The sequence below is a fragment of the Erythrobacter sp. S249 genome (genome assembly GCF_057364975.1).
Genome location: NZ_CP200287.1, coordinates 2943708 through 2960086, shown reverse-complemented (window position 1 = coordinate 2960086; position 16379 = coordinate 2943708). Strand labels below are relative to the sequence as shown.

Below are 16379 nucleotides of genomic sequence, written 5' to 3'. Positions count from 1 at the left end.
CAATCCTACTCTGTTACAGCCAATTTTGGTTTGATTGCGAGCAATCCAGCAGTGCTCTCTCCTTCACGCGCATTTGACCCGCCGCGCATTGCCGCGACGCGGAACTGTTCGCCTTTGGCATTTTGAGTATGCAGCGATCCCGTCGTTTCATCATAAATTCGGTTGAAGGTGATCTCAAAGCCAAGTTCAGGGAGCACGCCTTCGTAATAGGTGCTGATATCAGCCACCGATCCATCAACTGCGATCGTTGCATTAGCCTCACCGCCGCGTTTCTCTGTCGTACGTGAAAATTCAGTGCTGCCACTGACATAGCGCGCGCCGGGCATGATCGGGATGTCCCAAGGCAGTGCATTTGTTGTGGCTGATTCTTCTGCAATAATGGGCGTAGACGCAGCGGATTTTGCCGCAGCTTCAGCCGGATCTGCTTCTGAAAGATCAGGGCTGCTTTGATCGCTGCAAGCTGAAACCAACAGGGCGATGATCGGGGTTATAGTTTGTTTCATTGCAACTTCCTGCAATGAGTGGGACTTCAAAACGCTACACACATTTCATCAGGCAGACCGCGGTTGCCGCGGCGCTTGTAAAAGCCCTCGCCAGTCATGCCGAGATTGGACAATCGCATTTGTCTGACCTCAGGATTGCGCAAGCTGTCCGTCATCAGGACATTTGGCACAAACTGAGAGTTGATCGTTTGGAGGATTGGCGTCGTCTGTTGGTTTCAGTTTAGGCGGCTAGCTTGCGGTGAAGCAAGCGGCGATGTTTTAGCGTCTCTCGTTTAATCCTTTCTCTTCGTTTGATGATGGTTGGTGCCCTGCCGAAGTAGGCGTCGGGGGTGTCACATAGTCGAGGCTCTCGTGATAGCGCTGGTTGTTGTAATGGTCGACGAACGCCTCGATCCGAGCCTCGAGATCACCGGGTAGGAAGTAGTTCACCAGCAGTATGCGGTTCTTCAGGGTTTGATGCCAGCGTTCGATCTTCCCCTGGGTTTGTGGATGGAACGGTGCACCTCGCACGTGATCCATCTTCTTGGCGCTGATGTAATCAGCCAGCTCGCCAGCGATGTAGCTCGGGCCATTGTCGGACGGCAGGCGGGGCCTGTGCTCGACGTGGGCATGCTCACAACCTGAGCCGGCAAGTGCCATATCGAGCGTCTCAGTGACGTCTTCGGCTCGCATGGTGGTGCACAGCTTCCAGCGGATGATGTAGCGCGAGTAATCATCGAGCATGGTGGAGAGGTACATCCAGCCCCACCCGATGATCTTGAAGTAGGTAAAGTCCGTCTGCCACATCTCGTTCGGTCGCATGGTTTGCATGTGGAACTGGTCTGCCGCCTTGATCACCGTGTAAGCAGGACTGGTGATCAGGTCATGAGCCCTCAGAAGTCGGTAAACGGTCGCTTCAGAGACGAAGTAGCGCTTCTCATCAGTGAAGCGCACCGCAAGTTCACGCGGACTGAGCTCGCTATGCTCCAGCGCCATATCGACGATCTGGTCCTGGATCTCAGGCGCAATACGGTTTCACACCCTGCTGGGCGTTGAAGGCTTATCTTCCAGAGCTTCAGGTCCGTCTTCAAGGTAGTGATCGTACCAGCGGTAGAAGGTGCGCCGCGCCACACCGAGCTGATCAAGCGTTTGCTTGGCTGGTAGGTGCGACTGTTCAACGAGCTTGATGATCTCGAGCTTCTCGGATGCAGGGTATCTCATGCGTCGCCTCCCCCAAGCCCGGTCATGCTTTTTTGAGCAACCGGTTCTCCAGGGTCAGATCAGCCACGCACTCCTTCAGATCACGCGCCTCATTACGCAGATCCTTCACCTCATCCGTGATCGCAGCACGGGCTGTATCGCCAGCAAGCCTACGCTTGCCTGCTTCCATGAACTCCTTGGACCAAGTGTAATACAGGCTCTGGGCGATCCCTTCACGCCGGCACAGCTCGGCAATGCTGTCATCGCCGCGCAGACCTTCCAACACTATCCTGATCTTGTCTTCTGCTGAGAAGTGCCGCCGCGTCCGACGGCGGATGTCCTTCAAAACCTGCTCGGCAGGCTGTTTCGACTGCGATTTTTTGGTTCTCATCTTCGTTCCTTCGTCACTACGACGAGAACCAAAACTCTCCTAAACTTCAACCGCTAATCTGTGCCATAGGCGCTGATGGAGAACATATGCGCCATATGAATTTTTGGCGTTGAACCGATAACAAGCGACCACCCCGGACGATTGCTTCTTTCCAAGGAAACCGCGCTTCAACACAATGTCTTCGCGGCGAGCTGGAGTGACCAGCTTCAATTTGATCGAGTCGGGGTCTTTCGCGTTGTTCTCCAGCCAATTTTTGAAATAGGGCGTGAGATCGGGTTGCAATTCCTCAGCGCTGGGTGCGGATGTATCGGCTTGCTGTGCTGCAGACAGAAAGAGCGCGACTACCGTAGATGTGATTTGCATTTTTGCCTCCTAATTGTTCAGAGGCATCACAAGATCGGAACCGGGTGTTTAGAACTCCATGCACGCACGAAGCGCCGCCACCTTTATGCGAAGCTCTGGACATACGTGTGCGGCCACCCGGTCGATGGAATTTCGACCGGCGCGTGCATATGGAGGTTCTAAAGCCTAACGCTCAGAGTTGGCTGAGCGCTGAAGCGTGATAGGAGACGCTCAACCTGACCGCAACTGATTGCGTGGCCAAAGAAGAGCATGACGCGCAGTCGGCATCTGGGCCGTAAGCCGACTGTCTGGTTTGGAGTTCCATCCCAACGCTGCCGTCGTTCTGCAGGCGACTGATCCAATTAAGTTCGACAACGCACAATAGTTTGCCCGTAGAAAAGTCTCGAAGGTCAAATTTGATCGTTTGCCCGCTTCCCCATCCAAAGCAAATATCTCATTTATTGGAAAAAGAGCTGGCCCAGCCGATTGGACGCACACTCCGCTCCTTTAGCATTGGGACCCAGCCGGTTCGCAACTCTGCGACCGGCTAGGCTCCCCCTTTAGAACTTCAAGATCACGCCCACCTTGCTGCCGAAGCTGGAGTAATCTGAGCCGGCGTCGCCTTCGACTTGGAAGAAACCGGAGATCGGCCCTTCGCCATCGAGTGTGATCCCGGCCTCGACGTGGCCATAGGTGCCTTGCGGGTTGTTCTGAAAGTCAACAGCATCGCCCGATACGCGGAAGCGAACGTCTGCCTCGCCGCTGAATTCGCGCACGGCGCTGGCATCAAGGAAGTAGCCGATCCTAGTGCTACCGCCGGTTTTACCATAGCCGCCGAGGCGAATGCCCGCGGCGCCGCGCAGGCCATCGAGGTTGTCGAACTCGAAGCTTGCCGCATCGACGATGAGATCGTCCAGATCCGTGCGTTGTAGGTCCAGGCTGACGCGCGGCTCGACATAGAAGCGCTCGCCGCCAATCCGGTAGCCCGCATCGATCCGGGCACCATAAGCCTGGCCATCAAGCTGGCCGGTGAAACCGCCCTGTGCCGGATCAGACAAATCACCCAAAATGCTGTCATATTTGAGCAATGCGTCCGCAAAGAAGCCGTCCGTCTCAAACGATGCCGACAGGCCGATATTGAGCACATCGAACACAGCACGGGTGCCGGTCAAATCCCGACGGAAGCTGGAGCTGAGATAGCCGCCAGTTACACCCAGGGTCAGATTGTCACCAAGCTTGTGATCCGCGCCGCCTTGGAAGCCGAAGAAATCTTGCTCGTAATCAAGATTGGTATCGGCCAGCCCAAATCCAGTTGGATCGGCAAACTGCTCATCACGCTGAGTCACGGAGCCATAAGCGACCGCCCACGCAGGAGACGCATCAGACCCACCAAAGCGGGCCGAGGCGCGGTGGTCAGCCCAGGCATCGGCGCTGCGATACCAAAGAGCCTGCGCCGCCTCGGCGATCTTGGTGCTTTCAAAGACGCGGTCTTCAAGCTCGATTGCGACGAGGAAGTCGTTTGTTGCCGCATCGAAATTTAGCTCAAAGGCGAGGAACGGTGTGGCCGATCCCGCGCCTGCCACTACGCTGAAGGCGCTTGCCTCTGTGCCCGCACCAGCATCAACGATGAGGACGTCGTTGCCGAGCGAGAAATCGCCATCGACGACATTGATCACCAGACCGGTGTTGCCGGTTGCAGCCCCGTCGATTGTCAGAAGATCGCCTGTGCCAGCGGCGAAGCTGACATCGAGGCCGAGCTGCCCGCCGTCTCCGGCGAAATCACCCGCAATGGAAAGCGTCCCGTCGGCGCGGCCATTGGACAGATCAATGAGGCCGGAGCTTTGCAATTGTTCCAAACGGTCAAACTGAGCTGAGGCCGCGATGAACAATGTGCCGGAGTTGGTGAGTGTATCCTCGCCTTCGCCAAAGTCGCTGATCCCTGCCGCGTTGAACGTACCGGAGTTCAGGAACTGGTCGTCGTTTGCGGAAAGCTGCACTGCGTTGGCGAGTGTGCCAGCATTGTCCAGCGTGATCACGCCTGTGTCCACTCCACTAGCGAGGACAGCAAAGTCGCCGCCGCTCAATGCGCCGGTATTGCTGATGGAAACCGCGCCGCCTGCGCTCGAGACATCAATCCCGTTTTGCGCGCCGGTCGTATCGCCGCCAACAATGATGCCGATTGTGCCAGCGCCCGAGGTTGTCGCCGCGATACCAGAGACCGAGCCAGTGATATCGCCAGCGTTCTGGATATCGATCACGCCGCCAGAGGTCGTCGCGGTGATGCCATTGCCGCCTGTGCCGATAACCGCATCAATGTCGCTCACGGTGATAGCGCCGCCTGCCGTGAGCAGATCAAGGCCATCGCCTGCGAGTCCTTCGACCAGATCGATATTGGCGATGGTAATATCACCCGTGGTTGGCCGCACATAGATGCCATCGGTCGCGCCAATGACGCTACCCGAGGAACCTAGCACCGTGATTGCGCCGCCAGTTGAGCGTGCATCAATGCCGAAGCCCGCCGTGCCCGTAACAATCGCAGTCGAACCAAGCGTGATCTCAGTCGCACCGCTGGTCGCATTGGTATCAATCCCAACCGCGCCGGTCACTTCATTCACCAGCATGGTGATATCGCCGGCGCCCGATTGCTGCGCCTGAATACCGATAGTCGCGCCGGTCACTGCGCCTGCATTGCTGTTGACGTCGATGCTCCCGCCCGTGCTCGTCGCCAGAATGCCAATCGCAGCCGTTCCGGTCACATCGGCTGTCGTAACTCTGACAATGCCGGTGCCAGCGCTGTTATCGGCATCCACTCCGTTGATACTTCCCGTCACCGCTCCCGCGCTGCTGTCGATCACTAGGTCTGTGCCAGAGTTGACCGCGCTGATGCCTTGGCCTTCTGCGCCATCAACATTGCCGCTGATGATCGAAAGGAAGCCTGAGCCGTTGTTGATGGCCGAAATACCGTCTGTCTGGCCGCTCACGCTGCCTGTGTCAGAGAACACCAGCAGGTCTGTGCCGCTATTTGTGGCAGAAATACCAGCGGCATTCTCACCGGTCACATCGGCCGTCGTGATGTTCAGAATGCTGGTGCCCTGGTTGTCCGCCAGGATCCCGTTTTGCGAGCCGGAAACCATGCCTGCCGAAGAGTTGATGATCAGCTCAGTTCCCGCATTTTCAGCGCTTATGCCTTGGCCCGCTGCGCCGCTGACATCAGCGGTGTTCACAGCTAACAAGCCCGCCTCATTGACTGCGCTTATGCCGTCCGTTCCGCCACTAACCGTGCCAGCGGTGGAATTCACAATCGTATCCAGCCCAGTGTTTGAGGCGAGGATGCCCGCCCCTGCTACGCCGGACGCATTGGCAGTGGTGATCAGCAGCACGCTTGAGCCTTGATTGACCGCCGCAACACCATTGGTGCCGCCGCTGATCGCGCCCGCGCTGCTGTCGATGGTGACGCCCAGACCTGACGCGCTGTTCGCTGCGCTGATCCCATCACCCACAGCGCCCTCAGCGCCAGCAGAAACGACAATCACCCCGCCCGTGCCCAGATTGCTGGCTGCGATGCCGTTTTGACCGCCGCTGACGTTGCCAGCGACGCTGTTGATCAGCAGGTCTGTGCCAGCCGCACTGGCATCTGCTGCAATCCCGTCGTCCGCTGTTCCTACAGCGCTGGCGGAGGTAATGATCAGCGCGCCCGCGCCATTGCTTTCCGCATCGATCCCAGCTTCAGAGCCTGTGACTGTGCCCGCCGCCGAGTTGATGATCAGATCAGCGCCAGACGCAGCATTGGCCGCGTTGATGCCGTCACCGCCATTGGCAGTCACATCGGCAGCGATAATCGTGACTGTGCCAGTGCCCTCATGCAGAGCATCAATGCCTACCGCGCCGCCAGAAACCGCACCTGCTGCACTATTGACGAGCAGGTCGATACCGTTGCTGCGCGCGGTAATGCCGTTCTGGCCGCCGTCAACGCCTGCTGTGATGATCGCCAAAGCGCCACTGCCGCGGTGGTCCGCCGTGATGCCATCAAGGCCGCCGGTGACGGTTCCCGCCGCCGAGTTGATGGTGAGCGCATCTGCAAAGTTGCGGACAGCAATCCCATTGTCACCGCCTGTAACACTGCTGGTCACGATGGTCGCAGCGCCACTGAAACCTGCATTATTGTCGACATCAATGCCGTCTTGTGCGCCAACAACGTCACCCGCCGCTGTATTGACTGAAAGATCGCCGCTGAAATCACTGTTGTCGAGACTGATACCGTCGCCGACTTCACCTGAAACGTTTGCAGTTGTGATGTTAAACGCGCCGCCATTGTTATTGGCGACAATACCCGACAGGCCGCCCTCAACACTGCCCGCGCTGCTATCAATTGTCAGACCATCGCCAAACTCAGCGCTGCGTGCCTCGATACCATTGCCGGCTGCGCCCGATACATCGGCAGTCGTTATCGTGATGCCACCAGAGATTCGATTGGATGCTTCGATACCGTTCGTACCGCCGCTGACTCGGCCCGCTGTGCTGTCGATAGCAATGCTATCACCGTCGCTGATCGCGCTTATGCCAGCTGCTGTCGTGCCAGTGACATTGGCTGTCGTAATTACGATATTGCCGTCCTGACTGTTGCTAGCCTCAATGCCATCGGTAAGGCCGGTGATCGTACCGGCCACTGTGTCCACCAGGACATCGCCGCCATCCGCAGATGCGAGAATGCCTTCGCCGCCTGTGCCGGTGACATCCGCAGTCGTCACGCTGGTGTTGCCGCTGCCCAGATTGACCGCGCGGATACCGACCGCTGCATTCACAGCATAGTTGGTGGTGTTGATCGTGATATCACCCGCGCCGCCCGGAGCAGAGCCATCCACGCCATATGTCGTGCCTGAAACCTCGCCCGAGGTGCCGATGGTGATCGTGCCGCCATTGTCGGCATAGGCCGCAATGCCCACGCCATCAGTCGCAGTGATCCCTCCGATCAGGCCAACATTGTCGATCGTGATATTGCCGGTGTCAGCATTGGCAAAGATGCCATTGCCGCCAAGCCCTGTGATCGTGCCAATGTCGCTGACCGCGATATTGCCGCCGTTCGAGACAAGGTTCAGCGCATCGCCTGCTTGTCCCGTCACGCTGTCGATCCCCATAACGGTGATGTCAGCGCCTTGCGTTGAAAGAGCGATGCCGGTTGTTGCGCCAACGACGTTGCTGGCAACGCCTTCCCCGCCAGTGACAATAATGTTGGCGGTGTCTTGCGACGTGGAGGCCAGAATACCCTCAGCGCCCTGGCCCGTCACATTGCCGACCGTGATCGTCAGATCATCTGAGCCTTGATGGTCGGCAAAGATGCCGCGATTGCCGCCAACCACTGCGCCTGCACTGGTGTCAATGTCGAGCGTTTCGGAGGAACTACCAGTTCGAGCGTAGATGCCATCGCCTGCGGTGCCGGTCACATTGCCAGTTACAATCGCGGCGGTGTCGCCGGCTATCAGCAATGCATCAATGCCAGTTTGGCCGCCTGTGACAGAACCAGCCGAGCTATCAATCGCAAGATCGCCTCCCATTGCGGTAGCGGTGATGCCATCTTCGCCGCCAACGACATTTCCGGTCACTACAGAGGTTTGGCCTATAGAGAAGGAATACGCGTCAATCCCTACGCTAGCGCCTGAAACGGCACCCGCGCTGGTATCAATCGTGAGATTGGCACCAAAATGGTTCGCGGTAACACCGTTCTCACCGCCGATCACATCTGCTGTTGTTATTACGGTATCGCCGCTGCCGTTATTGCGCGCATTTATGCCATCTGCCCCGCCGCTCACGGTTCCAACACTGCTATCAATTAAAAGATCAGTGCCTTCGTTCCGTGCGTAAATGGCATCGATGCTTAGGCTCGAAACATTAGCGCTGGCGATCGACAAGGTGCCCGAACCATAGTTCAAAGCCGCGATGCCGAAACCACCATTTGCACCTGGGGTTGAACTGGAATTATCCCTCTCGCTCGATACCGATCCAGCCGATGTATCTATGGTAAGATCAGTCCCGAAATTGCGCGCTTCAATGCCTTCCTCGCCATATCCGACGACATCGCCAGTGGTGATCGAAAGCGCCTCGACCGCGCTATTGTCTGAGGAATAGCCTCCATTGGTTGCATAAATGCCGCCACCTTGACCCGACACGCTGCCGAGCGAGCTATTGATCGTCAGACTTGTCCCATAGTTAAAGGCCTGAATGCCTTCGTCTACGCCGCCAACCACGTCCGCGCTGATGACTGTTAACGATCCAGTACCATCGTTGCGGGCATTGATGCCTTCATTGCCTCCAAAGACAGACCCTGCCGTGGTATCAATTGCCAAATCGGTGCCGGAATTGATACCCGTAACACCAAAGCCATCATTCCCGGTAACGTCTCCGGTAATGATAGCAACGCTGCCAGAACCCCGATTACTTGCATAGATCCCATCGTCCTCACCCGTGACACTGCCCGCGGTGCTATCCACGCTAAGATCCCCGGCATTGCTATCGAAGTTCAACGCATTGATGCCGTCGCCATCGGAGCCGTTGACATTAGCGGTAGTGATCGAAAGATCGCCGGTTCCAAAGTTCGACGCCTCGATCCCATCTTCAGCGCCAGTCACGGTGCCAAGCGTGCTATCAATCGTGATATCCGCGCCGTTGCCGATCTCTCCATCATCGCGCACATTGATGCCGTCTTCGGCAAGGCCGGTGACATCAGCAGTGGTGATCGTGGCATTTTGCCCGTCGGCATAATTGCGTGCTAAAATGCCATTCAGAGCCCCTTCTACAGGGCCTGCGCTGGTGTCGAGGATCAGTTCTCCGCCAATGATATCGTTGAAGATATCGACCCCATTGCCAGATTGCCCAGTTACAGCGGCGGTTGTGATGTTGACATCGCCTGTGCCGTTGTTGCGGGCCTGAATACCCGCAATGCCGCCGGTAACCGCACCCGCGCTGCTGTCGATTGTCAGGTCGCCGGTGGCTCCATTATTGATAGTGGCCTGAATGCCAATCTCGTCACTGCCCGTCACATCGGCGGTGATGATCACAGTGTCACCATTGCCCTCGTTACGCACTTCAATCCCGCGATAGCCGCTCATCACTGCACCAGCACTGGTGTCGACCAGAATGCCGTCAGTACCCGCGTACGCATAAGCTAAGACCGCAACGGCATCAGTGGTGGTCACATTGCCAGTGGTGATTGATATAGCGCCAGAACCACTGTGGACCGCGGTAACGCCTTCCTCACGTGAGGTCACATCGCCAGCAGAGCTGTCGATAATGATATCGCCAGAGACCGCCTCGCTGTAAGCGATGATCCCGTCTCCAAATTCGCCTGTGACATCGCCTGTCGTGATGGTGAGATCGCCAGTCCCAAAATGAAGCGCGGCAATGCCAACATTACCCGCTTGAACCGCACCCGCAGTACTGTCGATCGTGAAGCCACTCGTACCGTAAGATAGCGCCCCAATACCAACGCCATCGGCATTCACATTTGCAGTTGTGATGCTTGTTTGGCCCGTTCCGTAATTGATCGCGTAAATGCCGAAGGCTTGGCCGTTTACACTGCCTGCGCTGCTGTCGATCGTCAGATCGGTTGCGGTTGTGTCATTTACTGCATTGATCCCAGCGAGAATGCCGATTTCACCGGCGCCAGCAACATCCGCCGTGGTGATTGTTGTCGCGCCTGAGCCATTGTTCTCAGCACCGATGCCGTTGCGACCGCCTGTAACCGCGCCAGCAGTGGTGTCGATAGTGAGGTCGGTCGTGCCCGTTGCATTATTTACATAGATCCCATCACTATTGGTGCCAGCAACGTTTGCAGTGGTGATCGTTGTCGCGCCGCTGCCCTCATGATCGACGAAGATGCCTCGACTATTGCCCGAGACCGCGCCTGCGGTGCTGTCAATTACGATGGCCTCGGCATAATTTGCGGTGATGTAAATGCCGTTGGCGATTTCACCAGTGACTTGCGCTGTGGTGACGGAAATCGCGCCGGGCGCAACACCAGCTCTCACTCTGATACCGTTCACGCCGCCGGTTACGACACCGGTTGAGGTATCAACAAGTGTGCGATCACCCACATTGTTAACAAGGCCAAGAGCGTCATTGCCACCGGTCACATCGCCAGTCGTGACAATCAGATCGCCAGTCCCGTTCTGGCTGGCGCTGATTCCGTAATTGCCCCCGGATACGGCGCCTGCGCTGGAATCCACGATTAGATCGGCAGTATTTGTAGCCGTAAAAGCATTGATACCACTATTTGTGTTACTAGAAACACGGCCAGTCGTGATGACAAGATCCCCGGTGCCGTTATGCGCCACACTTACGCCGGCACCCGTTCCGCCAGAAACCTCACCCTGAACAGTGTTGACCGAAACTGCGCCGGAACCGCCTCCAGCAGATAGGCGTATCCCAAACTGTGCACCCGTTACATCACCGGTAGTGATTGTCGTTTCGCCGGTGCCGTTGTTAGTGGCCACAATGCCGGAACCGTTGCCGGTAACAGACCCAGCGGAGCTATTGATGTTAAGATCGCCAGTACCCGGTCCTTGGTTGGTTGCATTGATGCCATCGGCGGCCTCACCATCGACATTGGCGGTTGTGATGGACAGATCGCCAGTGCCGAAGTTAAGCGCTTCGATACCGTCGACAGCGCCCGTGACACTGCCAAGAGTGCTATCAAGCGTAAGGTCCGCTCCATCGCTATTCTCGCCTTGATCGGTCAGAAAGATGCCGTCCGCTGCCAGGCCGGTTACATCTGCCGTCATGACAGCAGCGTTCGAACCATTGGCAGCGTTCCGCACGAAAATGCCGTTTTGCGCGCCCGTGACCGCGCCTGCGCTGGTGTCGAGGATCAGTTCGCCGGCATCAATCCCGTTGTAAATTTCAACGCCGTGCCCGGTGCCGCCAGCTGTGTCGCCGGTCACATTCGCAGTGGTAATAGTCGCAGCGCCCGTTCCCCGGTTTGTCACGGCTATGCCGCTAGAATTCTGTCCGTTTCCGGCAACTGAACCCGCCGAGGTATCAACCGTAACATCAGTTCCGTAGTTCGTGACCGTTAGAGCTGCGCCCCCGGTATTGGAAACAACATCAGCCGTCGTGATTGTTGTTGAACCCGTGCCTGAATTGGTCGCATCAATGGCGTTGGCATCGTAAGCGTAAACCCGTCCCGCGGTTGTATCGATGACAAGGTTTTCGCCCTCGTTCACCGCTTCAATTGCATCGCCAGATTCACCATAGGAGCTTACATCTGCGGTAGTGATGGTGGTGGAGCCGGCTCCATTGTTATGCGCATCAATTCCGCCGTAAATGCCAGACACCGCACCTGCGCTGCTGTCGATAGTCAGGTCGCCCGTCGAGGCGTTGGCGTTTCTTGCAAGAATACCGGCTGCTGACTGGCCGGTCACGTCCGCAGTGGTGATCGAAAGATCACCAAGAGCATTATTGGTGGCCTCAATGCCGTAAGTCGCACCAGTAACGGAGCCTGCCGAACTGTCGATTGCAATTCCGCCAGCGCCATAGGCACCGACGCCATATGTACCAGCGACAATACCCGAACCACTTTGTCCAGTGACATCGCCTGTGGTGATAGTGGTGCGCGATTCATAGCCGCGATTGTAAGTGTCGATGCCGTTATTGCTGCCAGTAACTGCGCCAGCGCTTGAATCGATGCTGATGTCGCCAGAGCCGTATTCGTTCTCCGCCCTGATGCCGTCTCCATCTGCTGCGGTCACATCAGCGGTCGTGATGGCAATAGAGTAGCCTCCAAAAGATTGATCATAGTGAATGACGTCGATGCCATCTCGCGCGCCGGAAACCGAGCCTGCGACGCTGTTGATATTGATATCACCATAATAGCTGCGCGCACGGATGCCGTCTTCGGCTGAGCCGCTAACATCGCCAGTGGTAATTGTGAGATCGCCCACGCCAGAGTGAAAGACCTCGATCCCGTCAACACCGCCGGAAACCGCACCAGCGCTTGTGTCAATTGTTAAAGACCCTGCTCTGTAGCTAGTGTAAGCATTAACCCCATCCGAGTAAGTGCTCGTCACATTTCCGGTAGTGATCGAGGCATCGCCGGTCCCGTAATTGCGCGCGGAGATGCCGTTGATTACGCCGGTAACTGAGCCTTGGCTGCTGTCGATCGTCAGATCGGTTGCGCTCGAATAATTGACCGCATAGATGCCATCCCGGATGCCGCCTTCACCAGCGCCAGTCTCCACGTCCGCAGTGATGATCGTGGTCGCGCCATTGCCTTGGTTCCGAGTGACTATGCCGCTATATCGACCAAATACGGTGCCCGCGCTGCTATCGACAGACAAATTGCCGGTGCGAGCTGCGTTCTCTACGTCAATGCCGTTGCCGTCTTCGCCATCGACATCGCCAGTCGTGATGGCGGTGTCGCCCGTGCCATTGTTGCGCGCAAAAATCCCATTAACATCGCCAAGCACAGCGCCTGCGCTGCTGTCGATGGTGAGGTCGGTTGTGTCTGCACCATAGTTTATGACATCAATCCCGGTCTGCGCCGTGCTGGTCACATCCGCTGTGGTGACGCTGGTCGAGCCGGTTCCATTGTTGAACGCAGCGACGCCATTTGCTGCGGCGACAACCGATCCAGCTGTACTGTCGATCACAATGTCGGTTCCGGCACGGACAATTTGTTCGCCATTTCCGGCAAAGATGCCACTCCCCGTGACTCCGCTCACATCGCCAGTTGTAATGCTCAGCACGCCGGTGCCATTGTTGCGCGCGTAGATGCCTCTGGATCCGCCGCTGACCGCGCCAGCGCTGCTGTCGATGGTGAGGTCTCCGGTGTCTGCGGTGTTCCTCGCGTTGATCCCATCATCACCGCCTGTCACGGCGGCCGTGGTTATGGTGGTGTCGCCGGTGCCATTGTTGCGAGCGAAAATGCCGTTGACTTGTCCTGTGACCGCGCCTGCGCTGCTGTCGATGGTGAGATCGCCCGTGCCACTGGAATTCGAAGCCGTGATACCATCGTTTGAAAGCCCGGTGACATCGCCCGCAATGATCGTCAGATCGCCGGTATCGAAATTGCGCGCATGGATCCCTTTCTCGCCGGCCGTTACCGAACCGGCCGAGCTGTCGATGGTGATATCCGTGCCATCAAGTCCAGCGCCTTTTTCTCCGTCATCGTCGACATCGATCCCGTCGCGATTGGTGGCATAGACATCGCCGGTAATGACGGTAACAGCACCATAGCCATTGTTATTGACGACGACCCCATATTGCGCGCCGCTGACTGCGCCGGCGCTGGTGTCGACAAAGATTGCGCTCACATTGGCATTGCCGCCAACCTCAACACCATCGCCGGTCTGGCCGGTGACATCCCCTGTCACCACATTCACGACGCCGCTGCCCTGGCTGAGGACGTCGATACCGTTGACCTGTCCTGTCACCGAGCCTGCGGAACTGTCGACAATCACATCACCAGCCGCAGCACCTTTGTTGATGTCGATCCCATCGCCGCCCTCGCCATCTACGTCGCCGGTGACAATGGTCACATCGCCCGCTCCACCAGTGCGAACTTCGATGCCATTTTCGCCGCCAGTGACGTCGCCCGCTGTGGTATCAAGCGCAACACCTCCGCCTTGCGGAGCCGTGTTGATAATGGAGATACCAGCCTCTGCTCCGCCGGTGACATTGCCCAGAACCGCGTTGATCGCGCCATTATCTTCGTTGTCGAGGCGTACACCGATAGTGCCGCCGATGATCGTGCTTTGCGCGCCATCAGCCAGCGTTATCGTGATCCCTCGAGCCGATATGGCAGTAAGGCCGCGCTGACCGGTGCCAGAGGTATCTATATCGAACCCATCTTCAATGACCGCGACAACCGGAACATTACCGATTCCGTCAGAGATATCCTGTTCGGTCGTCGCAGGGTCGCCATTGTCCTCGCACACGAACTCACCCGGGGCGCCCTCAACACACTCGTCCTGCGCCTGTGCAAAGGCGGGCGATTGCGCGGCCAGTAGGGCAGCTGGAGCCGCGGACCATTTTAGCAATCGGCGGGCAAGAGAAAGGGTCGATGATCCCTGCCCGCCGACTGCCTCTGAGCTTGACCCTGGACAAACCAGGCCAAGCTCAGGAGAGAAACTTGCTGCAATTCCTTTGAACTTTGTGACACGTCCGCCCCGCAGCATGGCTGACCGGCTCCAGCGCAGAAAATTGTTCGCCCCAAACGCCACATTGTTGAGCTTCAGTGCGCTTGAATTCGTGTTGTTTGCTTGTGTCATTTTGCCCTCGATGCGCTGCTGATTGTTGAGCGCGAATTCTTGTTTGAATGGTCTGCTGCTGAGCTGATCGGCCCGGCGAAAAATGCGGTGTTTTGATGCTTGATTGGCTAGGTTTTGAGCTTGTCAAAGGTGAGCAATGTCGCCGCATCCGTAGAGCTGGGCGACACAGTCATGGGACAGCGGAAACCCTCGACCAGCTCGATGTCATAAAGTTCGCCAATGTCGCCATCGATCCGGAACCAATCGGCGCAATTGCCCGATTTGAGGTCAATCACCTGGACCCCGCACCATGGCTCGCTGTCGGCCTTCTTCAGGCGCTCATCGAGCTCCAGCCCCTCGAAGCGTTTGTAGCGCGGGCGCGACAGGCCAACGAAGGCAAAGCCATCGTGGAACGACAATCCGCGCAGGAAGCCGGGGCAAAAGGCGACCGGCTTAAACTTGCCCATCTTCGCCTTGCCTTTTGGCATTTCGACATAGCCAAGCTCGCCCGTGCCCGCATTCAGCACCCACAGCTTGCCATCATGCCAGCGCGGCGAATGCGGCATGGACAACCCCTCGCACACGATCTTGCCGGACTTAACATCGATCACCACACCGCCATCGGCGCGGCGATCGCGCCAGCCATCAATAGTGTCGGATTTGGAGACTGCCGTGACATAGGCCGGGGCGCCATGGCGCATCGCCAAACCGTTGAGGTGGCACCGATCTTCATCAACGATATCGCTGATAAATTCAGGCTTCCAAATCGGATCAAATGAATGGCGCTCAGACACCTTGGCGAGGCAATTGAAGCGGGTATTAACGAACATGATCGAACCATCGGCCATCGCGCCAACATCATGCGCGTCGAGTTGGCCGGTCACATAATGTGTCCGCGGCATAAAGCAGGCGTCATAAGTTTGGTTGATCCGCTGGTCAGGCTCCAGCACGTTTTCCAGGCGCATGATTTGCGCGCCTGTCGACATCACCAGACGGCCATTGCCATCCGCACACAAACCCATCGGCTTTGGCATTCCTGATTGGTGAAGCTGCGCTTTGCCCTGAGCATTGCTGCCCAGCATATAAAGCAGACCGGACTGGTAAGATGTGAAAGCAAGCGCCGCGTTCATTCGATGCAGCCGCTGAAGTAAACCGCCAGACAGCGAATATTCCGCTTTGGGTTCTTTGGGCCGCGTCTGGCTCGCTGTAACGCTTTGCGGCGTCGATGCTGCTGGTTTGGTTGGTGCTGGCGACGCTTTCGCTGCCCGCTCGGTTGCTGTGTCTTGCATGTCTGACCCTTTCATTGGCAGCCAACAATTGGCTTCCAGATGGATCAGTGATGACAGGCGACCGTTGTAATGAGCGTTGTAAAAGCGTTGTAAAAGCGTTGTAATTTGCGTTTTCAGCCACTTTTTTTGCGAAAAATGGGCTTTTTTTGGATTTTCACCCGGATTTCAGAAAATCTTGGGTCAATTCCACGAATCGAGTCGAAACCGATTCGCGGCCCAACAGCAGGTGGTCCTGACTCTCAAGCTGGCCAGCTGCGAACCCGGAATTCGCAATGCGATGGATCGCCCTGTCGCAAACGGAATGCGCATATTCCCGCGGCTGTGAACGACCAGTGTCCGGCATTGAACCTTCGCCAAATCATTCCGCACATCGATGGTTCAGAATACTTTCAGGAAACGCACGGCATTTTCTGCCGATGTTGTGAGGCGCTGAAAC

General features: G+C 57.1%; 4 protein-coding genes and 1 pseudogene. All 5 read right to left on the bottom strand.

Translation table 11 applies throughout. The annotated features are described in order from the left end of the window. Nucleotides 1-5: 5 nt before the first annotated feature. Nucleotides 6-518: a hypothetical protein gene (locus AC0V6V_RS13990; protein WP_486165926.1), complete on the bottom strand. Its 513-nt coding sequence runs from the start codon at nucleotides 516-518 to the stop codon at nucleotides 6-8. Between the two features lie 205 nt (nucleotides 519-723). Then, nucleotides 724-2073: pseudogene (locus tag AC0V6V_RS13985) on the bottom strand (IS3 family transposase). 39 nt (nucleotides 2074-2112) lie between these two features. Then, nucleotides 2113-2436 carry a hypothetical protein gene (locus AC0V6V_RS13980; RefSeq protein ID WP_486165925.1) on the bottom strand — a complete coding sequence of 108 codons (324 nt, stop codon included), beginning with the start codon at nucleotides 2434-2436 and terminating at the stop codon, nucleotides 2113-2115. A gap of 539 nt (nucleotides 2437-2975) precedes the next feature. Beyond that, nucleotides 2976-14675, bottom strand: coding sequence for a hypothetical protein (locus tag AC0V6V_RS13975; RefSeq protein ID WP_486165924.1), 11700 nt, complete (start codon nucleotides 14673-14675; stop codon nucleotides 2976-2978). Between the two features lie 107 nt (nucleotides 14676-14782). Beyond that, nucleotides 14783-15943: a TIGR03032 family protein gene (locus tag AC0V6V_RS13970; protein WP_486165923.1), complete on the bottom strand. Its 1161-nt coding sequence runs from the start codon at nucleotides 15941-15943 to the stop codon at nucleotides 14783-14785. Between the last annotated feature and the right edge of the window lie 436 nt (nucleotides 15944-16379).

What these genes read in the sequence shown, in the direction of transcription:
- AC0V6V_RS13970 (WP_486165923.1), bottom strand. Translation starts at nt 15,943, where the DNA reads ATGCAAGACACAGCAACCGAGCGGGCAGCGAAAGCGTCGCCAGCACCA.
- AC0V6V_RS13975 (WP_486165924.1), bottom strand. Translation starts at nt 14,675, where the DNA reads ATGACACAAGCAAACAACACGAATTCAAGCGCACTGAAGCTCAACAAT.
- AC0V6V_RS13980 (WP_486165925.1), bottom strand. Translation starts at nt 2,436, where the DNA reads ATGCAAATCACATCTACGGTAGTCGCGCTCTTTCTGTCTGCAGCACAG.